The following is a 23074-nucleotide window of genomic DNA, read 5'->3' as shown; positions in this document are numbered from 1 at the left end:
GCCCCCCTCCGCGCCCCCCCCCCCCCCCTCCCGGCGCGCCCCCCCCGGGGGGGGGGGGCCGCGCCCCCCGCCGGGGGGGGGGGCCCCCCGCGGGGGGGGGGCCCCCCCCCCCCGCCGCGTGTGTGGGTGTCCCGCGTCTCAGCCGCGGTGGGTGAGACCTCGCCGGGCGTTGTTGTAGACGCGCAGCAGGTGCTTGGCCACGGCACACGGCACGGCGTCCGCGTGGCACTGGCGGCACGTCCGCATGTGGTGCTCGTAGTCGGTCTGTGCTTGCCGCAGGGCATCGTCCTGGGACGACATGAGGAACCTCGCACGGGGGTGTCGGAAGGCGCGGAGGGCTCCCGGACTCGCCGGGGGAGCGTCGCCAGCAAGTTGATCATGTTACTGGCGGTAGTGGAAAACCGCTTCGCGGCCACACAGCGTGACACGCGTTACACCGGTCCCGCTCGTCGGGTCACTCGGGCAGGCGGAAGCAGGCGACGACGGTCTTGCCGTGCGGGCAGGGACGGGTCTCCCAGGCGTCGGCAAGGGCGTCGACGAGGAACATCCCCCGCCCGCCCACGCGTTCGCCGCTCGGCGGGCGGGGCGCGGGCACCTCGCTGGAGGTGTCGTGCACCGCGATGTGCAGGCAGCGGTTGTCCCAGGTGAGCACGAGCTGGGCGGTGCTGTGGGCGTGGGTGTGGGCGTTGGTGACCAGTTCGGAGACGGTCAGCAGCACGGCGTCCACCGTCTCCGGGGCGCTGGTGGTCCAGCCCAGCGTGCGCAGATGCTCGTAGGCCCAGTCGCGTGCCGCCTTCACCCCGGTGTCCATCGGCAGCGAGCGTGCCCAGCCCACCGCCCGAAGCGAGGTCTCGTCCACTGTGCGTCCCTCTTCCCTGTCGTCGGCCGCCCGCGCCCGTGGCGTACTCCGTCGTCGTCGGCGTACTCCGTGGCCGCCGCGTGTCCTGTGCCGTCGTCGCCGGCCCGCCGCGCGTGCCGCGCCGTCGCGAACGGCCCGCCGCGCGTCCCGCCTCTCGCGTCTACCCCGGCGGCCGCCGTCGACGCAGCCGTACGACCGGCCGTGCGGCCGCGGGCCCGCGGCGGGGGCCGTGCGAGGCGCGCAGCGGGGGGCCGTGCGATGTGACGCAGGCAACACACAAGGAGCAGGCGTGCGGGGCCGGAACGCGGGTATGTGCGGCCCGTGAACAGCGTGGTGAAGGCAGGTGCGACGGATGCTGTCCTCTTCGACGGTGCAAAGGACGCCTCGGACATCGAAGTGATACGGGCGGCGGCGGCCCTGGACGGCGACGGCACCTGCATCGCCGAGGCACGTCACCTCGCGGTCTCGTTCCTCGCCGGCGCGCGGACGCGGCACGGGCTGCCGGTCTCGGACCGCGCCATGGACGTGACCCAACTGGTCGTCAGCGAACTGGTCACCAACGCCCGCAAGTACGCCTCCGGCCCGATCCTGATGGACCTGCGGATCGCCGGCGACGCGGTGGAGGTCGCGGTCTGGGACAGCGATCCGGTGCTGCCCGTGGCGCGGGCCGCCGACCCGGGCCGGGTGGGCCAGCACGGCCTGGAGATCGTGATGGCCCTGGTGCAGGGCTTCGAGGCGCGGCGGGAGCCGGTCGGCAAGCGCGTCCTCGCCCGCATCGCCCTGTTCGACACCCCGGTCAGGCCCTGAGTCCGGCGGAGTCGCCCATCACCACCACCGGGTGCTGGCGCGGGTCGAGCGTGCGCAGCAGGTACCGCATCGCCTCCTCGGACATGCTCACGCACGCCGAGGTGCCGCTGCCGTGGTCCATGTGCAGCCAGATGCTGCCGCCCTTGGACCGGCCCTGCGGCCGGGTGGGGTCGTTGGGCGGGGTGCCCTTGACGCGGTTGTAGTCGATGGCGATGACGTAGTCGAAGTCGTGCCAGTAGGCCTTGTTCCAGTAGTGCGGCGCCTGGAAGGAGGCCGACTTGGTGTACGGCAGCCGGGTCCCGGGGTCGTCCAGCACGCCGCCGGCGTCGCTCAGCGTGAACACCCCCACCGGGCTGCGCTGGTCGCCCTCGTGGTGACGGGTGGTCCAGCCCTTGCGGCCGTTGTGGGCCGGCCAGGACTTGACCCGGCTCCAGGTGGAGCCGTGCCTGGTGAAGAGTTCCACTGTGGAGTCGGGGGAGTTGGGGCCGGCGCCGTAGACGGCGACGACCTGCCGGGAGCCGGCCGGTACCCGCTTCCACAGCCGGTCCCCGATGCCGGGCACCCGCTCGAGCGCCGTGGACCGCGGTGCCGAGTCGTCCGTACGCCGGTCGCTTCCCGTGTCGGTGTGGCCCGAACCCCCGCACGACGTCAGCGACATCACCACCGCGCCCCAGGCCGCCAGCGCGGCCACCGCCCGCATCGCACCGCTTGTTCGCATGCGGGCCATGATCCCACCCGCTCGACGCCCCGCGGCGCGCGGCCCCCGGCCCGGCCGGATCCGTTCGCGGTCACCCGAATGGTCGTCCGTGGCTGCGTCCGCGCCCCCCGTTCGGTGTCTCCTTGAGTCAGAGAGGCGTCCATCAAGGGAGCCGATCATGTATGAGATGTGTGCAGGAGTCGAAAAGCCCGGCGGGGCCGTCGTGTGGCACGTCATGTCCAAGCACACGGCCACCACCCTGTGCGGTCAGCGGCTCGGCCGATCCGTCGACGGGCCGAGCGCACAGCGGGCTGGTCACTGTTCCACCTGCATGGCCCTGTTCGGGAAGCTGATGACGGCTCCGCCCGCCGTCGGCTCCCCGGCCCCCGCGGACCGTTAGCGGTCCGCGGGGGAAGGGCCCGCTCATCAAGAAGGCCTGCCCGTCCGGGCGTCGAGGTCCATGACGCTCGCGGCGGGCAGGCCTTCGGGCGTTCGGATCGTCGAACTGCTGGGCTTTCAGGGAACTGCTGGGCTTTCAGGCTGTTGGGCCTTCAGACGGTCGGCCGCCGACCGCCGGCCGCGGGCCTGCACCGGTCGCCCGCCGCCGACCGTGGGCCCGCACCGGTCGCCGGCCGTCGGTCGCGGGCCCGCACCGGTCGCCGGCCGTTGGCGCGCGGGCGTCCGGCGCCGGCCGTGACGTCCCGCGGCGCGAGCACGGCGGTGAGAGCTCCGGCCGGGCGGACACCGCGCCGGCGACGTGCCCCCGCGCCACAGCACGGCACCGGCCGACGGGAAGCGCCGACCGGCGGATGGGGAGGAGTGCGGCGACCCCGTACCGGCGTGCCGGCGCGCGGGTATCGCCTTGACCTGAACACGCCGCTCCTGCGATCGCCGCCGTGCGCGGCGCGAGGGGCTTCCGCCCGGGCGGGGCCTTCGAGCCCTCGGTCCTTCGGCGCCCGGTTCCGGTCACCGAGCCGCGCGGTCGCCCCGCCGGCCGCGCGGCAAGGGGGCCCGGCCGGCCACGTGACCGACCGGCCCCCCCGGGTCGTTGCCGCCGGTGCGCTCTTCGAGCGCGCCGGCCGCCGTCAGGCGGTGTGCAGCGTCAGACCGTACCGGCCCAGGATCTCGTTCACCGGCTGGAACCAGGTCTCCCCGCCGCCGGAGCAGTTGCCCCAGCCACCCGAGGTGACCCCCTGCGCCTGATCACCGCTGATGAACGAGCCGCCGGAGTCGCCCGGCTCGGCGCAGACGCTGGTCCTGGTCAGCTGGTGCACGGCGCCCTGGCTGTAGTTGACCGTCTCGTTCCTGGCCAGGACCGTGCCGCAGTGCCAGTGCGTGGTGGAGCCGGAGCGGCAGACCGAGGCGCCGACGGGCGCCTCCGCGGAGCCCCGTACGAGCTGGTCCGGCACGGTGCCCCAGCCGAGGACCACCGGCACCGTCCACCAGCCGCTGCCCACGCTCACCCAGGCGTAGTCGTTGTCGGGGAAGGACGAGCCCTGGAAGGTGCCGACGTAGGAGCGGTCCCAGCCGTACACCGCGGCGCCCGGCTGCCCGCAGTGCCCCGCGGTGACGAAGCCGCCGTACACGGAGAAGCCGATGGAGCAGCGCACGTTGCCGGTGTAATAGGGGTCGCCGCCGACCGTCCCGGCCGCGAAGGTCAGCGGCGCCGAGGACACCGTCCGCACGGTCACCGGACCGGTCGCGCGGGCACGGGCCAGGAACCGCCGGACATCGTTGTCGGAACTCCGGTCGCGGACGACGTCGACGACGACCGCGTTGGCCGCCGGGTCGACGTGCCAGCCGGTCACGCCGGAGGGGGCGGCCAGCCGGTCCAGACGGGTCTTGGCGGCGTCGAGCAGCCGGGCACTGCGCTCCACGGTGCGGACCGCCGCGCCGCTGGCCCGTACGGCGCGTACGGCCGAGGGGGCGGCGTCGCGGGTCACGGCCACGGTGAGCCGTCCGGTGCCGGCGTCGAACCAGGAGCCGCCGTAGGCGGCCCCGGCGGCCTTGCGGGCCTTCGGCTCCACGGCGGCCGCGGTGCGCTCCGCCGCCAGGCGGCTGCCCGCCCGCCCGGCGGGGAGTCCCAGGTCGCGCTCCAGGGCGCGGAGCAGCCCGGGAGAGGCGGCGGGTGTGTGCGCGGATGCGGCCGGTGCGGGTGCGGGTGCGGGTGCGGGTTCGTGGGCGGCGGGTGCGGGGGCGCCCGGGGGTGTCGCCCAGGCGGGGGCGGTTCCGGCGGCGGCCCAGCCGCCGAGCAGGACGAGCGCGGCCAGGACGGCGCGCTGAAGCCGGGTACGTCTCACTGAGGATGCCCTTCGTCGTTCCAGCGGGGTGGGGTGGAACAACCGCGGGGTGAGAGCGCTCTCATCGCGTCGGGCAGAGCTTAGCGAGGGTATGGTTATCAGGTCCATGCCAATGCAGGGTTTTGTGGCCCCGGCATGCCACTCAGAGGTCGGCTCCAGGGTGCCGGGTGCGGTGACGGGCGCCGTTCGTTCGAAAAACACTGCCGCCCCGCCGGGTTGGGCCGCCCGACAACATTGTCATCCCTGTGCCGCCTCGCTCCGGGGTCCGTCCGCGGAGGCCGCCCGGTCCCTGCCGGGCGGAAGGATTATGGAGCCGAGTCGTGACGACTTGGGACGCTGAATGCTAGAAAGGCCCAATGGCAGACCGTTTCACCCGTCTTCGACGCATATCCTCGCGATCGTTGGTCCGCGCCGGCCGGCGGAGCGTCGCTGGACAGGTGTTCGTTCTCCAGGTGGCCCTGGTGGTGCTCCTGGTGGCCTTCGCCGTCTTCGCCCTGCTGCTGCAGTCGCAGCGGGACACCGACTCCGAGGCCAAGCGCCGTTCCATAGCCGTCGCGCAGACCTTCGCCCACTCGCCCGGCGTGCTGTCCGCGCTGCGCACCCCCGAACCGTCCACGGTGCTCCAGCCGCTGACCGAGGCGGGGCGCAAGTCCGCGGGCGTCGACTTCATCGTGGTCATGGACACGAAGGGCATCCGCTACACCCACCCCATGCCCGACCGGATCGGCAAGCGCTTCGTCGGCACCATCGAGCCCTCCCTCGACGGCCGCGTCTACACCGAGAGCGTGCACGGCCCGCTCGGCCAGGAAGTACAGGCCACCGTCCCCATCAAGGACACCGGCGGCCACGTCGTGGCGCTGGTCTCCGCCGGCCTGAAGGTCAAGAACGTCACCAACCAGGTCGACCGGCAGATACCGATCATCCTGACCGCGGGCGCAGCCGCCCTCGGTGTGGCGACCGGCGTGACCGCGCTGGTGGGCAGGCGGCTGCGCCGGCAGACGCACAGCCTCGCCCCGGACGAGATGGCCCGCATGTACGAGCACCACGACGCGGTGCTGCACGCCGTGCGCGAAGGCGTGCTCATCGTGGGCGCCGAGGGGCGGCTGCTGCTGGCGAACGACGAGGCCAAGCGGCTCCTCGACCTGCCCCCGGACGCCGAGGGCCACCAGGTCACGGACCTGCCCACCCTCGAACCCGAGACGATCGCCCTGCTCGTCTCCGGCCGCGAGGCCACCGACGAGGTCCACCTCGCCGGTCCCCGCCTGCTCGCCGTCAACCAGCGCCCCACCGACCGCGACGGAGGCCCCAAGGGAACCGTCGTCACCCTGCGCGACTCCACCGAGCTCCAGGCCGTCTCCGGCAGGGCCGAGCTCGCCCGCGAGCGCCTCAAACTCCTCTACGACGCCGGCCTGCGCATCGGCACCACTCTCGACGTGGTGCGCACGGCCGACGAACTGGCCCAGGTCGCCGTGCCCCGCTTCGCCGACTTCGTCACCGTGGACCTCTCCGACGCCGTACTCCAGGGCGAGGAGCCCGCCGCCACCGCGACCGGCGTCCGGCGCGTCACCGTCCACGGAGTCCGCGACGACCATCCGCTCTACGAGAAGGACCGGCTGATCGACTTCCTGCCCAGCACCCCGCAGGGGCGCGGCTACGGGACCGGCCGCTCCGAGCTGGTCACCGACCTGTCGATCGCCGACGGCTGGCAGGCCCAGGACCCCGGTCGCGCCGGCGCGATCGTGGACTACGGCATCCATTCGCTCATCACGGCCCCCATCCAGGCCCGCGGCGTCGTCCTCGGCGTCGCGAATTTCTGGCGCACCAAGGAGCACGGCCCCTTCGACGAGGAGGAGCTGTCGCTCGCGGAGGAGCTGGTGGCGCGCGCCGCCGTCAGCATCGACAACGCCCGCCGCTACACCCGTGAGCACGCCCTCGCCGTCACCCTCCAGCGCAGTCTGCTGCCGCGCGCGCTGCCCGAGCAGAGCGCCGTGGACGTCGGGCACCGCTATCTGCCCGCCCACTCCGGGGTGAGCGGCGACTGGTTCGACGTGATCCCGCTGCCCGGCGGCCGCGTCGCGCTGGTCGTCGGTGACGTCGTCGGCCACGGTCTGCACGCGGCCGCCACGATGGGGCGGCTGCGCACCGCGGTGCACAACTTCTCCACCCTGGACCTGCCGCCCGACGAACTCCTGAGCCACCTCGACGACCTGGTCGGCCGCATCGACCAGGACGAGGCGTGTACCGAGGTCGCCGCGGCCGTCGTAGGCGCCACCTGCCTGTACGCGGTCTACGACCCCGTCACCCGCCGCTGCGCCATGGCCCGCGCGGGGCACCTGGCACCCGCCCTGATCAGCCCGGACGGCAGCGTCACCTACCCCGACCTGCCGCCCGGCCCGCCGCTCGGACTCGGCGGCATGCCCTTCCTGACCGCCGAGATGGAACTCGAGGAGGGCACCCAGCTCGTCCTGTACACCGACGGACTCGTCGAGGACCGCGCCCGGGACCTGGACGTGGGGCTGGAACTGCTGCGCCAGACCCTCGCGGGGCATCCCGAGCGGCCCCCGGAGCAGAGCTGCCAGGCCGTCCTGGACACCATGCTGCCCGCGCGCCCCAAGGACGACGTGGCCCTCCTCATCGCCCGCACCCGGGCGCTGCCGCCGGACCGGATCGCCGACTGGGACGTACCGGCCGATCCGGCCGCGGTCGCCGGAATGCGGCTGGCGGCGAGCCGCAAGCTGGACGAGTGGGGCCTGTCCGGCCTGGACTTCAGCCTGGAGCTGGTGCTCAGCGAACTGGTCACCAACGCCATCCGCTACGGCTCCGCGCCGATCCACGTGCGGCTGATCCGCGACCGGACCCTGATCTGCGAGGTGGCCGACGGCAGCAGCACCTCGCCGCACCTGCGGTACGCGGCCACCACCGAGGAGGGCGGCCGGGGGCTGTTCCTGGTGGCGCAGATGACCGAGCGCTGGGGCACCCGTTACACGCCCCAGGGCAAGGTCATCTGGGCCGAACTGGCCCTCACGGGCGACGCCGCCGACGGCGACGCCGCGCTCGCCCTGGCCTTCGAGGACCTGAACACCGAGGCACTGGCCGACCTGCAGCCCGGGGTCGAACTCTAGAGGCACGATCCGCTGCCCCGGTCTCTCCCTCGCCGGGCCGTAGCGGGACCCGGACCCGTAGCCGGTCCCGGACCGGGTCCCGGACCCGCGGCCGGCTACGGGCCCGGTTCGGGCGATGGAAGCCACTGGCGTCGTCTCCGGCGACCGCGGCACGGTCCCGGGAACCGCGGCACGGCTCCGGGGCCGCGCCCCCGGACCCGGTGACCGCGGCACACCCAGGTGACTGCGCTCCGGGCCCCGGTACTGCGCCCTGGGCTCCCGTGCCTGCGGCCCGGCCCCCGGCGACCGCGTCCCAGGCCCGGGTGACCACTGCCCGGCGGAACGCGCCCAGCGGTGTCCCGGTCCCGGCCGGACCCAGGGTCCGGCCGGTCCGGCCCGTCCGTCTCCGGCCCGGTCCGTCCGCCCGTCCAGCCCCGGTCCGCCCCGACCGGGCGTCCGGCCCAGCCCCCGGCCCCCGGCCCAGCTCCGGCCCGGGGCCGACATGTCCGGCCCGGCCCGGGTGGGGCCGCCCGGGCCGGGGCGGTCGGGCCCCGTATGGGGTCGGCCGGGCTCCGGGTCTGGCCGGGCCCCGGCGGAGAAACCTTCAGCCGCGATGTGCGGCCGCGCCCGGGGCGGCCTGGCGGGGGAGGACGGAGTCCGTCGCGCCGCGCGGCCGGCTCACCGAGAGGATCACGTCCCGCAGCCGCTCCACGTACAGGCGCATGTTCTTGTGCGCGGCGTCGGTGTCGGGGTAGCGGCTCGCGAACTGCAGCCCCTCGTGGAGCCGGGTGATCCAGGCGCACACCTGGTCGCCGTAGGACACCCTGAGCAGGCCGTACGCCTTCAGGTCGGTCCAGCGCTCGGAGCCGGGGATGTCGCGGGCGTCGACGTAGGAGACGATCGAGTACAGGTCGGGCGAGGTCGGCCGGAAGTCCGTGCCGAGCAGGCGCAGCACCCGGGCGATGGGGATCCGGGACAGGGGCCGGCCCGCGTGCAGCGCCGTGCTCACCATCCGCAGCAGGGCGGGGAAGTCGGGCGCGTGGGCGGTGGGAACCTCGATCGGGGCGCCGCCGACGTACCAGCCGACGGAGTCCAGCCACTGGGACTTGCGCCTGGTGTGGAACGGCACCACCGTGCGGTAGACGGGGTGCCCGCCGACCTCGTGGACGATGAGGCTGGTGGCCGCCAGGATGCCGACCAGGCTCCCGCCGTAGGGCCGGCAGTACGCCTCGAAGGCCGCCGCCTCGGGGGCGCCCACCAGCATCTCCTGCGTCAGCTTCTGGCGGGGCAGCGCCCCGCCGGGCTCCAGTCCGAGGTCGAGCGGGAACTCCGGCAGCCGGCCGTCGCAGCGGCGGACGAACTCCCGCCAGCGCTCGACGATCGCGTCCCCGCCGTCGATCTCGTCCGCGGTCGCCCGCTCGGTGCTGCAGAAGTCGACATAGCTGCTGACCGGCCTGGCGCCGGCGCCGCCGCGCTCGGCGCCCAGGGCGTACAGCTCGTGGATCTCGGCCGGGATGCGCTGGATGGAGTAGGCGTCGACGTTGCTGTGGTCGAAGGCCATGTACACGCTCGCGCCGTCCTCCCGGACCACGGCCGTGAACAGGAAGTTCGGCCAGCGCAGGGCGTCCGCGGTGACGTCGAAGCGGTCCTGGAGGTAGCGCACGAGGACGTCGGCGTCGGCGAAGTCGCCGACGGTCTCGCGGCGCAGCGACACGTCCGCCGGCTCGAGCGTGAAGCGGCGCATCTCGTCGCCGGCCCAGCGGAAGCCGCTGCGCAGCGTCTCGTGCCGCAGCATCCAGCCGCGCAGCGCGTGGGTGAGCGCGTCCAGGTCGACCCTGCCCGGGAGGTCGAACGCCGCGCCCAGCCAGGTCGGCACGAACAGGCCGCCCTCGCGCACGCTCCGGGCCGTCCTGATGTGCGACTCCTGGATGTATGCCGGTGGCCGGGCGTCGTCGGGCAGACCGGCCGCGGCCGTGACGGCCGCCGGGTCGAGCGTCCACTCGATGAGCCGTCCGGGCCGGACCTCGCAGCGCTGGATGTCGGTCATACGCATGGGAAGCCTCCGTCGCAGAGCGGGTACGAGGAAGCAACTGCTCAGGGGCGCGGGTGGTTGCGGGTGCGCGGGCGGCCCCACCGGCTCGGCGGAACCCGGCGCGCGGCCGGGTTCCGCCGAGCGGTGGTCCTACTGGGCCGGCTGGGCGGCGCCGGGCGCCGCGGCCGGCGCGGTGTCCGGCGCGGTGTCCGGCGCGGCGGCCGGCGCGTTCCGGGGCAGCGTCAGCACGGCCAGGAAGGCGAGGACCGCGACCGCGGCGAAGAAGTAGAAGCCCCACGGATGGCCGATGCCGGCGGTGACCAGGGCCCCGGTGATGGACGGGCCGACGATGGAGCCGATCCGGCCGATGCCGGACGCGGAGCCGAGGGCGGTGCCGCGCACGGAGGCCGGGTAGTAGTGCGTGACGTAGGCGTAGACGAGCACCTGGGCGGAGAAGACGAACACGCCGGTGAGGAAGACGACCAGGTCGAGCATGAAGTCGCTGTGCATCCTGACGCTCAGACACGCCAGCATGAGCACGGAGGCGCCGAACCAGCCGAGCGTGGTGCCCTTGAGGCCCCGCCGGTCGGCGACGAAGCCGCCCAGGACCAGGCCGGCGACGCCGCCGACGTTGAGGATGAGGAGCTGGGTGACGGCCGTGGGGACGGGGTAGCCGGCGTCGTTCATCAGCTTGGGCAGCCAGGTGTTCAGGCCGTAGACCAGCAGCAGCCCCATGAAGGAGGCGACCCACACGCCGATGCCGGCCCGGAGGTAGGCGGGCTTGAGCAGTTCGGTGAAGGCCACGCGCTGCTTGTCCGGGGCCTGCTGGGTGCGGACGAAGGCCTCCGACTCCGGCAGGCGGAAGTACTGGACGCCGGCGACGACGATGCCGACGGCACCGAGGACGTAGAAGAGGACCTGCCAGTCGTCGGTGACCTGCAGCGCCAGCAGCGAGGTGATCACGGCGCCGGTGTGGTAGCCGGTCATCGTCAGGGTGCTGGCCCGGGCGCGCCGGGCGGCCGGCATGTGCTCCGCCATCATCGTCAGCGACACGGGCATGCAGGCGCCGAGGCCGAGGCCGGCGACGAGCCGCAGGATCGCGAACATGGTGACCGAGCCGGCCAGCGGCACCAGCAGGGTGAACACCGAGAACAGCACGACCGAGCCGATCAGCAGCAGCCGGCGGCCCAGCCGGTCGGCCAGCGGGCCGACGCACACGGCGCCGATGGCCACGCCGACGAGCGAGAGCGTCGCGATGGTCGTCGCGTCGCCCGCGGTCATGCCGAGGTGGTGGGTCTTGAGCAGGGTCGGGATGATCGCGCCGAGGACGACGAGGTCGTAGCCCTCCAGCAGGACGGTGATCCAGCACAGGACCACGGTCCAGACGTTGCGGCCGGACGTGCCGGTCCGCGCCGGTGGGGCGGAGGAGACGGTGGATGCCATGGGAATCCCCCCTGGGGACGGGTGCGGGCTGAGTGGAACGGGCGGTGTCGGAACGGAACGGTGTCGGAACGGAACGGGGCGGTGTCAGAACGGGTAGTCGGCGATGTCCGGGCGGACGGTGAGCCACTGGGTCTCGGTGAAGGCCTCGATGTTGGCGGCGGCGCCGCCGAAACGGGACCCGGTGCCGGAGGCCTTGACCCCGCCGAAGGGTGCGTGGGGCTCGTCGCTGACGGTCTGCTCGTTGATGTGGACCTTGCCGGAGTCGATCCGCTCGGCCAGCTTCATGGCCGTCCCGACGTCACCGAGGATGCCTACGGACAGTCCGTACTCGCAGTCGTTGACGATCCGCGCGGCCTCCTCCAGCGTCGAGAAGCCGAGGACGGGTGCGACCGGACCGAAGATCTCCTCCCGCCACGCGGGCATGCCGGTGGTGACGCCGGTCAGCACGGTGGCGCGGTAGCCCGCCCCGGCGATCTCGCCGCCGGCCGCGAGGGTCGCGCCCGCCGCGACGGACTCGGTGACGATACTGTGCACCCGCTCCAGCTGGCGCCGGTCGATGATCGGGCCGAGCGCCACGTCCTCCCGGGCCGGGTCGCCCACCGGCAGCGCCTCGGCCTTCGCGGCGAGCGCGGCGGAGTACTCCTCCAGCAGCGACTCGTGGACGATGTGCCGCCCGGTCGTCATGCAGATCTGGCCCTGGTGCAGATACGAGCCGAACGCGCCGGCCGACGCGGCCTTGCCCACGTCGGCGCCGGGCAGCACCACCAGGGCGTTGTTGCCGCCCAGCTCCAGGTGGGCGCGCTTGAGCAGCCGGCCGGCCTGCTCGCCGATCGCCCGCCCGACCGGTGTGGAGCCGGTGAAGGACACCACCCGCACCTCGGGCGCCTCGACGACCGCCCGGCCGACCGAGCCGTCGCCCGGCAGCAGGTGCAGCACGCCTTCCGGCAGACCGGCCTCCTCGAAGATCCGCGCGATGACGACGCCGCCGCTGACCGCGGTGCGCGGGTCCGGCTTCAGCAGCACCGCGTTGCCCAGCGCCAGCGCGGGGGCCACCGAGCGCAGTCCGAGGATGAGCGGGAAGTTGAACGGCGCGATGACGCTGACCACGCCGGCGGGACGGCGCCGCGCGAACGACCAGCGGGCCTCCTCCGAGGAGAGCACCTCGCCCTGCGGATGGGTGGGCAGGCCCGCGCACTCGAAGCACTCGCCGACGGCGAGCCCCGCCTCGAAACCGGCCTTGGCACGCACCGAGCCGGCCTCGCGCACCAGCCAGTCCTCGATCTCGGCGGCGTGCTCGGTGAACAGCTCGCCCGCCCGGCGCAGGACCGCGGCCCGCCGCTGCGGCGGGGTGGCCGCCCAGTCGCGCTGGGCCCGGGCGGCCCGGGCGGCGGCGCGGGCCGCGTCCTCGGCCGTGGCCAGACCCACGGTGCCGAGCTGGTCACCGGTCGCCGGTTCGACCACCGGCTGCTCGGCCGCGGCGCCGCGCCAGCCGTCGCTGTAGAACTTCTTCGCCCAGACGTCGCTGTCCAGGAGTGCCATCGGTTTCCCTTTCTGGGACGGATGATCGGTCAGGAGGGGGTGGTGAGCGCGGTGTCCATCTGGATGAGCCGGGGGCCGTCGGGCCGCTCGGCGAGCAGGGCCCGCAGCTCCCCCGCGTCACCGGCGTGACGGGCGGGTACGCCGTAGCCCTCGGCGATCCGGGTGAAGTCCAGGCCGGGGATGTCCAGGCCGGGCGCGTCGGGTACGCCGAGCAGGCCGCCGAACCAGCGCAGCGCGCCGTACGTCCCGTTGCGCAGCAGGACGATCGTCACGGGCACCCGCTGCTGGGCGGCGGTCCACAGGGCGGTGATGCCGTAGTTGGCCGAGCCGTCGCCGATCACGCCGACGACCGGGCGGCCGGGCTGCCCCATCGCCACCCCGACGGAGCCGGGCAGTCCGAAGCCGAGCCCGCCGGCCGCGGGGAAGTAGTAGGAGCCGGGGCGGCGCAGGTCCATCTGGCGCCACCAGGAGGCGTTGGTCGAGGTGGACTCCACGACGTAGGCGGTGTCCGCGGGCAGTTCGTCGCGCAGCGCGGCGAACACCTCCTCGGGGTGCAGCCGTGCCCCGGGGCCGGCGGCCTCCCCGGCGGCGGGCGGTCCGGGCACCGGCCGGTAGGCGCCGACGGGTTGGGCGGGGGAGTCCAGCACCTTGATCAGCAGGTCGATCACGGCGCCCGGGTCGGCGACCAGCGCCTGGCCCATCGGTGCCCGCGCCGCGGCGGAGGCGTCCTCGGTGACCTGGACCAGCCGGGTGCCCTCGGGCAGGTACCGGCCGGGCAGGTGCTCGTGGTACCGGAAGACCGGCGCGCCGAGCACGAGCACCAGGTCGTGGCCCTCGAAGGCCTCGCCGACCGGTGCGATCCCGGCGGGCAGCACCCCGCGGAAGAGCGGGTGCCGGTTGGGGAAGGGCAGCCGGAACAGGGAGGGGGCCGCCCACACCGGGCTGCCGAGGCGCTCGGCGAGCCGGACGGCGTCCTCGAACAGGCCCGCGGAGTCGATGTCGCCGCCCAGCACCAGCGCGGGCCGCTCGGCGGAGACGACCTGCTCGGCCAGGGCACGCGCCTGCTCCCCGGCGGGCACCGAGGCCCGCTCCACCTGCCGGTCGAGCACGTCCAGGCTGTTGTCGCCCGCCTCCGCCGTCCAGTCGTCGTACGGCACCGACAGATACGTCGGCCGGCGCTGCAGCCGCGCCTCGAAGACGGCCTGGGCGAGCGCGCGCGGCACGTCGCTCGCGCAGGCCGGTTCCGCGGCCCACCCGACGAGCGGCTTCATCAGCGCCGGCGCGTCGACGCTCGCGAGGTTGGCCTCCGGCCCGATGGCCGTCCGCACCTGCTGGCCGGCCATGACCACGAGCGGTGTGCGGGAGGCCACGGCGTTGGTCAGCGCGCCCATCGCGTTCCCGGAACCGGAGGCGGCGTGCAGGTTGACCAGGACCGGGCGGCCGGTGGCCTGGGCGTAGCCGTCGGCCATGCCGAGGACGGCGCCCTCGTGCAGGCCGAGGACGTAACGGAAGTCCCCGGGCAGATCGGCGAGGAAGGGCAGCTCGTTGGAGCCCGGGTTGCCGAACACGGTGGTGAGTCCCTGGCGCTGCAGGAACTCATGGCAGACGCGGCGTACGGAGGGCACAGGCGTTCCTTTCGGAGTGACCTGGCACACGCTAGGCAGCCGCTGAGATCGGCACCAATAAATGTTTCTCCGGCGCGATATAGAGTGCTTCGATATGAGGAGCTTCGACCTCAACCTCGCCCGGGTCTTCGTGCTGCTGTACGAGACCGGCAGCGTGACGGCCACCGCCGACACCCTGCACGTCACCCAGCCCACGGTCAGCTACAGCCTGAACAAGCTCCGCCGGCACTTCGGCGACGAGCTGTTCCGGCGCACGGGCCGCGGGCTGAGCCCGACCGCGGCCGCCCGCCGGCTGTACGAGCCGCTGCAGCGCGCCCTCGCGGAGATCGACGGCACGGTGCGGCAGGCCGACGCCTTCGACCCCGCGACCATGCCGGGCCGCTTCACCCTCGCCCTGTCCGACCTGGGCGAGGCGACCCTGCTGCCGCGGCTGCTGGCGGCCGCCCGCGAGCGCGCCCCGCGGGTGGCGTTCACCGTGCGCCCGCTGGACGTGGACGACGCCGAGCACCAGCTGCGCCGCGGCGACCTGGACGCCTTCGTGGCCACTCCGGCGCTCACCTCGCACCGCACGGTGCGCATCCCGCTGTTCCACGAGCGCTACGTCGCGATGGTCGCCGCCGACCACCCGCGGGTGCGCGGCGAGTCGGTCACCCTCGAGCAGCTGGCGGCGGAGTCCCACGCCACGGTGTTCGGCCCCAGCGGGCACGTCTTCCCCCGCGCCCTGCTCGCCGCCCACGGCCTGCTGGACCGTGTGGTGGTGGACGCGACCCGCTTCTCGATGCTGCCGTACCTGCTGGAGCAGACCGACCTGATCGCGGTCGTCCCCGAGTACGTCGGCGAGGTGTTCACCGCCTCCCACCGGGTGCGCCTGGTCCGGCTGCCGTTCGAGACCGAGCCGATCGAGGTGGCCCTCTACGCCCGGCACGAGTCGTCGCGCAGCCCCGCCCAGCGGTGGCTGGTGCGGTTCATGACCGAGGTCCTGGGCGAGCGGGTGAGCCCCGCACAGCTCCCGCCTTACGCCAACCGGGTGCATTGAGCGCGGTATTGCTCCATCGGGAGGACGGCCGCCGCCGCTTCGGTCGCCTCAGCCGCGACGATGGGTGCGGGCCCTGCGGGACACCGCGTGGACCTCGCGTACCCATCCGTTGAGAGAAAGCGTGTGACGGGCCGCATGACAGACGTTCAGGACATCACACGAGGGGCCGCGGCCCCCCGTCGCCCGCTGCGGCCCGGCGCCGTGGTGGTGAAGTGGGTGACGACGACCGACCACAAGACCATCGGGTCCCTCTACCTGATCACGTCGTTCCTCTTCTTCATCCTCGGCGGCGTCATGGCGCTGCTCATGCGGGCCGAACTGGCCCGGCCGGGGCTGCAGATCGTCTCGAACGAGCAGTTCAACCAGGCGTTCACGATGCACGGCACGGTGATGCTGCTGATGTTCGCGACGCCGCTGTTCGCCGGCTTCACGAACTGGATCATGCCGTTGCAGATCGGTGCCCCGGACGTGGCCTTCCCCCGGCTGAACATGCTGGCCTACTGGCTCTACCTGTTCGGGTCGCTGATCGCCGTGGGCGGCTTCCTCACCCCCGACGGGGCGGCCGACTTCGGCTGGTTCGCCTACGCCCCGCTGAACGACTCCGCGCACTCGCCGGGCCTCGGCCACGACATGTGGATCATGGGTCTGGCCTTCTCGGGCTTCGGCACCATCCTCGGCTCGGTCAACTTCATCACCACGATCATCTGCATGCGCGCCCCGGGCATGACCATGTTCCGCATGCCGATCTTCACCTGGAACGTGCTGCTGACCAGCGTCCTCGCCATCATGGTGTTCCCGGTGCTGGCGGCGGCGCTGTTCGCGCTGGAGGCGGACCGCAAGTTCGGCGCCCATGTCTACGACGCGGCCAACGGCGGGCCGCTGCTGTGGCAGCACCTGTTCTGGTTCTTCGGCCATCCCGAGGTGTACATCATCGCGCTGCCGTTCTTCGGGATCGTCACGGAGGTCATCCCCGTCTTCTCCCGCAAGCCGATCTTCGGCTACATGGGCCTGATCGGCGCGACCATCGCCATCGCGGGGCTCTCGGCGACCGTGTGGGCGCACCACATGTTCGTCACCGGTGGTGTGCTGCTGCCGTTCTTCTCCTTCATGACCTTCCTGATCGCGGTCCCGACCGGTGTGAAGTTCTTCAACTGGATCGGCACCATGTGGCGGGGCAGCCTGTCGTTCGAGACGCCGATGCTGTGGGCGACCGGCTTCCTCGTGACCTTCCTCTTCGGCGGTCTGACCGGCGTCATCCTCGCCTCGCCGCCGCTGGACTTCCACGTCTCCGACACCTACTTCGTGGTGGCGCACTTCCACTACGTCGTCTTCGGCACCGTGGTGTTCGCGATGTTCGCCGGATTCCACTTCTGGTGGCCCAAGTGGACCGGCAAGATGCTCGACGAGCGGCTCGGCAAGATCACCTTCTGGACGCTGTTCGTCGGCTTCCACACGACGTTCCTCGTCCAGCACTGGCTGGGCGCCGAGGGCATGCCGCGCCGGTACGCCGACTACCTCGCCGCCGACGGCTTCACCGACCTCAACATGGTCTCCAGCATCGGCTCCTTCCTGCTCGGCCTGTCGATGCTGCCGTTCTTCTACAACGTCTGGAAGACCGCCAAGTACGGCAAGCCGGTCGGCGTCGACGACCCGTGGGGCTACGGCCGCTCGCTGGAGTGGGCGACCTCGTGCCCGCCGCCCCGGCACAACTTCGTGACCCTGCCGGTGATCCGCAGCGAGTCCCCCGCGTTCGACCTCCACCACCCCGAGGTCTCCATCACGGACGCGCGGGAGAACCTGGGCCTGCCGAGATGACCGGCGCGGCGGGCCACCAGGACGGGCAGCGGGCCGACCCGGCGCAGGTGATCAACCAGGTGGAGGGCTATCTGCTGTGGCAGGCCCGGGTCGCGGAGGCCGAGCAGCGGGCCCGTGAGTTCACCGAGCCGCTGCAGTGGCTGACCACCGCGCAGCGGGAGGAGATCGAGGCGCACTACGTCCGCGACTGCCTGACGCGCGCCCGGGCGGACCTGCGGCGGGTGGCCGACCGGTGCCGGGCCCTGCGCGGCGAGTACGAGGAGCGCTACCGGCAACTGCGCGCCCGCTGCCTGGCGTTCACGGTCACCACCGCGGCCGTGCTCGGCGCGGTGGCGGTCCTCGCCGCGGCGCTCGCCCGCGCCTGAGAAGGCCCCGGCCCTGAGCCCGGCCGGCCCCGGCCTGCCCCTGTCGGCCCCGGCCTCTGCCGGTAGGGGTTCCGGACACCCGGCGGGGGCTCCGGACACCAAAGGGCTCCGGAGACCCGGCAGCGGCTGGTGGCACCGGGCTCGGGACACGTCTGTGACATTTGGCGGACATCGCTGTGAAGTCCCGGGGCCACGCTTATCTATATCGGACAAACCGCCCATTCGGGTCATTGTCCTTCTGCTTCCGAGGGTGTGAGCAGAACAGCCGCCGACCGGACCGACGCGCCGAAGGAACCTCTCATGAACGTCGCCCTCGCCACGCCGTCCACCGAGACCTCCCTCCCCGCCCTGGCCCCGCGCGAGCGGGAGACCCTGCGCCACATCGCCGCCGGCCGCACCTATGTGCAGACCGCCCGCCACATGGGTCTGTCCCGGCACACCGTCGACGAGTACCTGCGCCGCATCCGGGCCAAGCTCAACATCACCACCACCGCGGAGCTGACCCGGCTGGCCATCTCCCTGGGCATGTGAGACCAGGCCCGCCCGGTACTGAGACCGGGCCCGCCCGGTACTGAGACCGGGCCCGCCCGGTACGGCGCGGGGCGTCACGCGAGGTGGTCGTCGGCCTCGATCATCGCGTACGTGGTCAGGCCGTACAGCAGATGCGGCACGACGTCGGAGGCCCAGTCCTCGGTCGACCAGGACCTCGGGTCACTGACCCCCATCCGCGCCATCGGCACGTCCGTCGCCGCCATGGCCAGGGCGCCGGTGAGCATGCCGCCCAGCCACCACGGCATCCGCACGCCGGCGCGGTACAGGAGGGCGACCGCCACGCCGATCCCGCTGCCGACGGCGATGCCCGACAGCGCGCCGAGGCCGGAGAGCCGGTTGTCCCGGCTCTCCGCGGAGCCGGGCACCGGGTGTCGGGCGTCCTTCGTCATCCTGTCCACCGCCTGCGTCGGCGTCTCGCTGGACGGCCTGCCGCGCAGTGCCATGTCGGCGTAGGTGACGGCGTTGAGTACGGTGGTCCCGGCGGCGCCCGCAGCGCCGCCGCGCACGATGGTCTCGAGCATGCCCGGCGAGTTCCCCGCCACCGCCTCCCGAACCACCGGCCGTCGCTCCGTGAACCACCGCCCCTTGGATCACCGGCCGTCGCTCCGTGAACCACCGCCCCTTGGATCACCGGCCGTCGCTCCGTGAACCACCGCCCCTTGGATCACCGGCCGCCGCCCCCTGAGCCAGCGGCCGTCGTCTCCCGAGCCGCCGGCCGCCGCGCGGTCCGGTCCGCCCGTCGCGCCGGCCCGGCCGTCCCGGCCGCAGCCTTCCGTTTCCGGCCGGGGCGGACGGGTACGCGGCCGGCATGACGGGCACGCCCTCCACGCCGGCGGACGCCTCCCCGGGCGCGGCGGTCGTCGTCCGGCCGTACGCCAACCCCCTGCCGCTCGGGTTCTTCTCCTTCGGGATCGGCATGGCGCTGCTGGCGGGCATCGGCCTCGGCGCGATCACCGGCGAACAGGTCCGCACGGCGGGCGTCCTGCTCGTGCTCTTCGTGTTCCCGCTGGAGTTCCTCGCCGCGGTGATGGCGTTCCTGACCCGCGACACCGCCGCCGCCGCGGCGCTCGGCCTGTTCGCGACGTCCTGGGCCGGGCTGGGTGCGTTGCACGTCGTCGCCCCCTGGGAGCAGACCTCCTCCGCGGAGGGCGTGTACCTCGCGGCCTTCGGCCTGATGCTGCTGCCGCTGGCCGCCACCGCCTTCCTCGGCAAACGGCTGCTGGGCATCGTGCTGACCGTCTCCACCGTGCGGGCCGGGCTGGCCGCGGCCTATCAGCTCGGCGCGCCCCCGGCCTGGCAGCTCGCCGACGCGGCCGCCGCACTGCTACTGGTCGCGCTGGCCCTGTACGCGGGCACGGCGTTCCTCCTGGAGGACCTGCGCGGGCGCACCGTCCTGCCCACACTGCGCCGTGGCGAGGCCCGGCGCGTCATCGGCGAGGGTTCCGGCGGCGGGGCGCCGGAACCCGGAGTCCGCGGGCAGCTGTGACCGGCCGCCGCCGCCCGCCGTCCCCGCGGGCGGGGCGCCCGTTGGGCCGCGCGGTGCAACCCCCGCACCGCACCGCGTGACCCCGGGCGGGCGGCGGGTAGGCACAGCGGGGAACGGGCACGCGGGTGCCCGCGACCACCGGAGGTGCGAGGTGCGGACAGGACTGCTGCGAACGCTCGGGGCGACGATGGTCGTCTACGGCGGTGTGATCGCCCGTCGGCCGGACTGGCTGGCCCGGCCCGCCGGTCTGGTGGACGACCAGGGGCGTACCGCGCCCTCCACCGCGCTGGCGCTGAGCGGGCTGGCCTGGCGCGACGCCGCGACCGGTCTGGCCATGCTGGTGGCGCCCCGGGGGCCGGCCCTGGTCACCGCCACCGCGGTGCGGATGGCCTCCGACGTGGGCGACGCGCTGCTCTTCGGCAGGGCGCTGCCCACCCGCACGGGCCGTGCCGGGACGTTGGTGACCGCCCTGGGCTGGGCCGCCCTGGCGGTGGCCGGCCTCACCGGACAGCCGCCACGACGGCCGTCGGAACAGCCGTCGGAACAGCCGTCGGGACGGTTGTAGGGACGGTCGTCGGACCAGGGGCCGGGCGCCTGTTCCGGGGTTCCGGGCGAAGGAGCTTGACTGGTTAGTGATTGAGCACTAACTTTCTCGCATGGTCAGGATGAGCGCCGAGGAGCGGCGGGAGAGCGTCATCCGCGCGGCGACGAGCGAGTTCGCCCGCGGGGGCTACCACGGCACGTCCACCGAGGCCATCGCCAAGCGGGTGGGAGTCTCACAGCCGTATCTCTTCCGGCTCTTCCCGGGAAAGAGGGCGATCTTCCTGGCAGCGGCCGAGCGGTGCGTGGAGGACACCATCCGCACCTTCCGGGAGGCCTCCGAGGGCCTGGAGGGCGAGGAGGCCCTGCACGCGATGGCGAACGCGTACACCGAGGTCATCGCGGAACAGCCCGAGCGGCTGATGATGCAGATGCAGGTGTACGTCGCCGTGGCCGCCGCGGAGGCCGAGGGCGACCACGAGTTCGGCGAGGCCGTCCGGGCGGGCTGGATGCGGCTGTGGGACACCGTGCACCTGCCGCTCGGCGCGGACGTGGCGGAGACGACGACCTTCATGGCGTACGGCATGCTCGTCAACTGCCTTGTGGCCATGGGGTTCCCGCCGTCCCACCGGGTGTGGGAGGGGCTGTACCCGTCCGCCCGGTTCGAAGGGCGGCTGCGGAAGTAGCACGACGGACGGCCGTCCCGGAGGTCCGGCCCGGTGCGTCCGCGCCCGGTCCGTCCATGGGCCGGGGGAGTTCCCGCTCCTCTCCATGGGTGGTGGGACAGTCATGGGCAAGAAAGTTAGTCATCAATAACTAACCTGAGTGATCAGGGCCATCCTCTTGGGGGAGAGATGTCACGGGAATCAGCACGCGGGGGAGCCGTCTGGGCCCTCGTCATCACCAGCGTCGCCGGCTTCATGGCCGCCCTCGACAACCTCGTCGTCACCACCGCACTGCCCTCCATCCGCGCGGACCTGGGCGGGGCGCTGGACGACCTGGAATGGACCGTGAGCGCCTACACGCTCACCTTCGCCTGCCTGCTCATGTTCGGCGCGGCCCTCGGTGACCGGTTCGGGCGCCGCCGGCTGTTCCTCGCCGGGCTCACGGTGTTCACCGGTGCGTCGGCCGCGGCCGCCATGGCGCCCGGGATCGACTCCCTGATCGCCGCCCGCGCCGTGCAGGGCGTCGGCGCCGCGGTGATGATGCCGCTCACGCTCACCCTGCTGACCGCCGCCGTCCCCGCGCACCGGCGCGGCATGGCCTACGGCATCTGGGGCGCGGTCAACGGGCTCGCGGTGGCCTCCGGACCGCTCATCGGAGGCAGCCTCACGGAGCACGTCTCCTGGCACTGGATCTTCTGGCTGAACGTTCCGCTGGGCCTGGCCCTGCTGCCCCTCGCCCGGCTGCGCCTGGCCGAGTCGTACGGCAGCGGCGCACCGCTCGACGTCATCGGCACCCTGCTCGCCAGCGGCGGCCTGTTCGGCATCGTCTACGGCCTGGTCCGCGGACCCGCCGACGGCTGGAGCGATCCGCTCGTCCTGCTGGGCCTGTTCGCGGGCGCCGCTCTGGTGGCGGGCTTCGTGCTGCACGGCGTGCGCGCCGCCGACCCCATGCTGCCGATGCGGCTGTTCCGCTCCCGCGCCTTCGCCGGCATCAACGCGGCGAGCCTGCTGATGTTCCTCGGGATGTTCGGCTCGATCTTCCTGCTCAGCCAGTACCTGCAGGGCGTGCTCGGCTACTCGCCCACCGAGGCCGGCCTGCGGATGCTCCCCTGGACCGGCATGCCGATGCTGGTCGCCCCGGTCGCCGGCATCCTCTCCGACCGCGTCGGCGGCCGGCCGGTCGTCGCCGCCGGCCTCTTCCTGCAGGCCGCCGGACTCGGCCAGCTGGCCCTGGTGGCGTCCACCGACGTCTCCTACGGCGCCCAGCTGCCCGGGCTGATCGTCAGCGGCGTCGGTATGGCCCTCTTCTTCGCCCCCGCCTCCAACCTGGTCATGTCGAGTGTCTCCGCCCGCGAACAGGGCATCGCCTCCGGCGCCAACAACGCGCTGCGGGAGGTCGGCGGCGCGCTGGGCATCGCGATCATGTCGTCGATCTTCACGGCGCGCGGCGGCTACGGGAGCCCGCAGGCCTTCGTCGACGGGCTGCGGCCCGCGCTAGTCGTCGGTGCGGCGGCCGTCGCCCTCGCGGGCGGCGTGGCCCTGCTGATCCCCCGGCGGGGCGGGGTCCCCGCCGGCTCCTCCCCGGACCCGGACGGCCGCGTCCCGGGGGCGCGCGAGGACGCGGGCGAGCGCGCAGGCCAGGACGCGGGCCAAGGCGCGGTCGAGGCCGGCGCGGCCGACGGACTCGCGGTGGCCGCGGGCGCGCCCGGGGCGCCGTCCTCGCCGGGGCGCACCGGCTGACGCGGAGGGGCGGGGCCGGGCAGGTGCGGCAGAGCCGGAGCCCGGCCCGGTCCTCGCGGCCGGGCGGGGCCGGGCCGTGGCGGGCGCCGCGGCCGCGGTGGGCTCGGCGGGGCACACGGTGCCTTGGCGGGGCACACGGTGCCTTGGCGGGGCACACGGTGCCTTGGCGGGGCACACGGTGCCTTGGCGGGGCACGGAGAGTGGGGCGGCGGCTCGCGGGGCGTGGTGGCCGGGGCATGGGAAGCGGCGGGGGCCGCGATGGGCGCGGTGCGGCGTGGAGAGCGTGGCGAGGCCGCGACGGAATCGATCGTCCTGCTACCGGCGGCCCGCGCGGCGCCGCCCTGGACGGCGGGTGGGACCGCGATGCGTACCGGGCCGGTGCACGGCCGTGCCGGGTGGGCGTCACCGGGCCGGGGCGGCGGCTTCCGGCCGCACCGGCGCGGTGGTTCCCCGCCCTGGGCGGGGTGGTGGA

At 73.7% G+C, this 23074-nt stretch carries 20 protein-coding genes; 11 read left to right on the top strand and 9 right to left on the bottom strand.

The window, feature by feature from the left end; genetic code table 11:
- Positions 1-138 precede the first annotated feature (138 nt).
- Positions 139-300 (bottom strand): hypothetical protein, encoded by a 162-nt coding sequence (locus ACI2LW_RS31525; protein ID WP_404734676.1) that lies wholly within the window; start codon positions 298-300, stop codon positions 139-141.
- Between the two features lie 154 nt (positions 301-454).
- Entirely contained in the window at positions 455-859 is a 405-nt protein-coding gene (locus ACI2LW_RS31520; protein ID WP_404734675.1) for an ATP-binding protein, read from the bottom strand.
- 396 nt (positions 860-1255) lie between these two features.
- On the opposite strand from ACI2LW_RS31520, the gene ACI2LW_RS31515 reads away from it, so the two are divergent.
- Complete coding sequence (locus tag ACI2LW_RS31515) at positions 1256-1666, top strand: ATP-binding protein (protein WP_404734677.1); 411 nt, start codon at positions 1256-1258, stop codon at positions 1664-1666.
- On the opposite strand, the gene ACI2LW_RS31510 is transcribed toward ACI2LW_RS31515, so the two are convergent.
- A complete protein-coding gene (locus tag ACI2LW_RS31510) occupies positions 1656-2384 on the bottom strand; it encodes a L,D-transpeptidase family protein (RefSeq protein ID WP_404734674.1) in 729 nt (242 codons plus the stop codon). The genes ACI2LW_RS31515 and ACI2LW_RS31510 overlap by 11 nt on opposite strands.
- 157 nt (positions 2385-2541) lie before the next feature.
- Here ACI2LW_RS31510 and ACI2LW_RS31505 point away from each other — a divergent pair, with 157 nt between their 5' ends.
- Positions 2542-2763 carry a hypothetical protein gene (locus ACI2LW_RS31505; protein ID WP_404734673.1) on the top strand — a complete coding sequence of 74 codons (222 nt, stop codon included), beginning with the start codon at positions 2542-2544 and terminating at the stop codon, positions 2761-2763.
- Between the two features lie 685 nt (positions 2764-3448).
- Here ACI2LW_RS31505 and ACI2LW_RS31500 read toward each other — a convergent pair.
- Positions 3449-4663, bottom strand: a complete 1215-nt coding sequence (locus ACI2LW_RS31500) for a S1 family peptidase (RefSeq protein WP_404734672.1) — start codon at positions 4661-4663, stop codon at positions 3449-3451.
- A 356-nt stretch (positions 4664-5019) separates the two neighbouring features.
- Here ACI2LW_RS31500 and ACI2LW_RS31495 point away from each other — a divergent pair, with 356 nt between their 5' ends.
- A complete protein-coding gene (locus ACI2LW_RS31495; protein ID WP_404734671.1) occupies positions 5020-7785 on the top strand; it encodes a SpoIIE family protein phosphatase in 2766 nt (921 codons plus the stop codon).
- 583 nt (positions 7786-8368) lie between these two features.
- Here ACI2LW_RS31495 and ACI2LW_RS31490 read toward each other — a convergent pair.
- The 4 genes from ACI2LW_RS31490 to mdlC form a co-directional block, all read right to left on the bottom strand.
- Positions 8369-9817, bottom strand: coding sequence for a condensation domain-containing protein (locus tag ACI2LW_RS31490; protein WP_404734670.1), 1449 nt, complete (start codon positions 9815-9817; stop codon positions 8369-8371).
- Positions 9818-9946: 129 nt separating this feature from the next.
- On the bottom strand, positions 9947-11239 hold the full coding sequence (locus ACI2LW_RS31485) for an MFS transporter (protein WP_404734669.1): 1293 nt from the start codon (positions 11237-11239) through the stop codon (positions 9947-9949).
- A gap of 84 nt (positions 11240-11323) precedes the next feature.
- The gene (locus tag ACI2LW_RS31480; RefSeq protein ID WP_404734668.1) at positions 11324-12778 is read right to left on the bottom strand and encodes a benzaldehyde dehydrogenase; all 1455 of its coding nucleotides are present in this window, start codon (positions 12776-12778) and stop codon (positions 11324-11326) included.
- 29 nt (positions 12779-12807) lie between these two features.
- Positions 12808-14403, bottom strand: coding sequence for a benzoylformate decarboxylase (gene mdlC, locus ACI2LW_RS31475; RefSeq protein WP_404734667.1), 1596 nt, complete (start codon positions 14401-14403; stop codon positions 12808-12810).
- Between the two features lie 94 nt (positions 14404-14497).
- On the opposite strand from mdlC, the gene ACI2LW_RS31470 reads away from it, so the two are divergent.
- The 4 genes from ACI2LW_RS31470 to ACI2LW_RS31455 all read left to right on the top strand — a co-directional run bounded on the left by ACI2LW_RS31470 (position 14498) and on the right by ACI2LW_RS31455 (position 18150).
- On the top strand, positions 14498-15439 hold the full coding sequence (locus ACI2LW_RS31470) for a LysR substrate-binding domain-containing protein (protein WP_404734666.1): 942 nt from the start codon (positions 14498-14500) through the stop codon (positions 15437-15439).
- Positions 15440-15574: 135 nt separating this feature from the next.
- Positions 15575-17254 carry a cytochrome c oxidase subunit I gene (gene ctaD, locus ACI2LW_RS31465; RefSeq protein WP_404734665.1) on the top strand — a complete coding sequence of 560 codons (1680 nt, stop codon included), beginning with the start codon at positions 15575-15577 and terminating at the stop codon, positions 17252-17254.
- Complete coding sequence (locus tag ACI2LW_RS31460) at positions 17251-17619, top strand: cytochrome C oxidase subunit I (protein WP_404734664.1); 369 nt, start codon at positions 17251-17253, stop codon at positions 17617-17619. Before ctaD ends, ACI2LW_RS31460 begins: the two co-directional genes overlap by 4 nt.
- Before the next feature lie 300 nt (positions 17620-17919).
- Positions 17920-18150: a response regulator transcription factor gene (locus ACI2LW_RS31455; RefSeq protein WP_404734663.1), complete on the top strand. Its 231-nt coding sequence runs from the start codon at positions 17920-17922 to the stop codon at positions 18148-18150.
- A 74-nt stretch (positions 18151-18224) separates the two neighbouring features.
- Here ACI2LW_RS31455 and ACI2LW_RS31450 read toward each other — a convergent pair whose 3' ends face one another.
- Positions 18225-18692, bottom strand: coding sequence for a hypothetical protein (locus ACI2LW_RS31450; RefSeq protein WP_404734662.1), 468 nt, complete (start codon positions 18690-18692; stop codon positions 18225-18227).
- 287 nt (positions 18693-18979) lie between these two features.
- Between ACI2LW_RS31450 and ACI2LW_RS31445 the strand changes: the two genes are divergently transcribed.
- From ACI2LW_RS31445 to ACI2LW_RS31430, 4 genes are all read left to right on the top strand, one after another.
- Positions 18980-19657 carry a GPR1/FUN34/YaaH family transporter gene (locus ACI2LW_RS31445; RefSeq protein ID WP_404734661.1) on the top strand — a complete coding sequence of 226 codons (678 nt, stop codon included), beginning with the start codon at positions 18980-18982 and terminating at the stop codon, positions 19655-19657.
- 151 nt (positions 19658-19808) lie between these two features.
- Positions 19809-20222 (top strand): hypothetical protein, encoded by a 414-nt coding sequence (locus ACI2LW_RS31440; protein ID WP_404734660.1) that lies wholly within the window; start codon positions 19809-19811, stop codon positions 20220-20222.
- A gap of 91 nt (positions 20223-20313) precedes the next feature.
- The gene (locus ACI2LW_RS31435) at positions 20314-20883 is read left to right on the top strand and encodes a TetR/AcrR family transcriptional regulator (RefSeq protein ID WP_404734659.1); all 570 of its coding nucleotides are present in this window, start codon (positions 20314-20316) and stop codon (positions 20881-20883) included.
- Between the two features lie 168 nt (positions 20884-21051).
- Positions 21052-22602: a DHA2 family efflux MFS transporter permease subunit gene (locus ACI2LW_RS31430; RefSeq protein ID WP_404734658.1), complete on the top strand. Its 1551-nt coding sequence runs from the start codon at positions 21052-21054 to the stop codon at positions 22600-22602.
- Positions 22603-23074: the final 472 nt, after the last annotated feature.

The sequence above is a fragment of the Streptomyces sp. NPDC004065 genome, from assembly GCF_044903565.1.
Lineage (GTDB): Bacteria > Actinomycetota > Actinomycetes > Streptomycetales > Streptomycetaceae > Streptomyces.
Note: the sequence above shows the minus strand (reverse complement) of the source record. Positions and strands in the feature narration are given on the sequence as shown.

Excerpts from the sequence above, each read along its gene's own strand:
- ACI2LW_RS31525 (WP_404734676.1), bottom strand. The coding sequence starts at position 300 with ATGTCGTCCCAGGACGATGCCCTGCGGCAAGCACAGACCGACTACGAG.
- ACI2LW_RS31510 (WP_404734674.1), bottom strand. The coding sequence starts at position 2,384 with ATGCGAACAAGCGGTGCGATGCGGGCGGTGGCCGCGCTGGCGGCCTGG.
- ACI2LW_RS31505 (WP_404734673.1), top strand. The coding sequence starts at position 2,542 with ATGTATGAGATGTGTGCAGGAGTCGAAAAGCCCGGCGGGGCCGTCGTG.
- ACI2LW_RS31495 (WP_404734671.1), top strand. The coding sequence starts at position 5,020 with ATGGCAGACCGTTTCACCCGTCTTCGACGCATATCCTCGCGATCGTTG.
- ACI2LW_RS31490 (WP_404734670.1), bottom strand. The coding sequence starts at position 9,817 with ATGCGTATGACCGACATCCAGCGCTGCGAGGTCCGGCCCGGACGGCTC.
- ACI2LW_RS31485 (WP_404734669.1), bottom strand. The coding sequence starts at position 11,239 with ATGGCATCCACCGTCTCCTCCGCCCCACCGGCGCGGACCGGCACGTCC.
- ACI2LW_RS31480 (WP_404734668.1), bottom strand. The coding sequence starts at position 12,778 with ATGGCACTCCTGGACAGCGACGTCTGGGCGAAGAAGTTCTACAGCGAC.
- ACI2LW_RS31470 (WP_404734666.1), top strand. The coding sequence starts at position 14,498 with ATGAGGAGCTTCGACCTCAACCTCGCCCGGGTCTTCGTGCTGCTGTAC.
- ctaD (WP_404734665.1), top strand. The coding sequence starts at position 15,575 with ATGACAGACGTTCAGGACATCACACGAGGGGCCGCGGCCCCCCGTCGC.
- ACI2LW_RS31460 (WP_404734664.1), top strand. The coding sequence starts at position 17,251 with ATGACCGGCGCGGCGGGCCACCAGGACGGGCAGCGGGCCGACCCGGCG.
- ACI2LW_RS31455 (WP_404734663.1), top strand. The coding sequence starts at position 17,920 with ATGAACGTCGCCCTCGCCACGCCGTCCACCGAGACCTCCCTCCCCGCC.
- ACI2LW_RS31450 (WP_404734662.1), bottom strand. The coding sequence starts at position 18,692 with ATGCTCGAGACCATCGTGCGCGGCGGCGCTGCGGGCGCCGCCGGGACC.
- ACI2LW_RS31445 (WP_404734661.1), top strand. The coding sequence starts at position 18,980 with ATGACGGGCACGCCCTCCACGCCGGCGGACGCCTCCCCGGGCGCGGCG.
- ACI2LW_RS31435 (WP_404734659.1), top strand. The coding sequence starts at position 20,314 with ATGGTCAGGATGAGCGCCGAGGAGCGGCGGGAGAGCGTCATCCGCGCG.
- ACI2LW_RS31430 (WP_404734658.1), top strand. The coding sequence starts at position 21,052 with ATGTCACGGGAATCAGCACGCGGGGGAGCCGTCTGGGCCCTCGTCATC.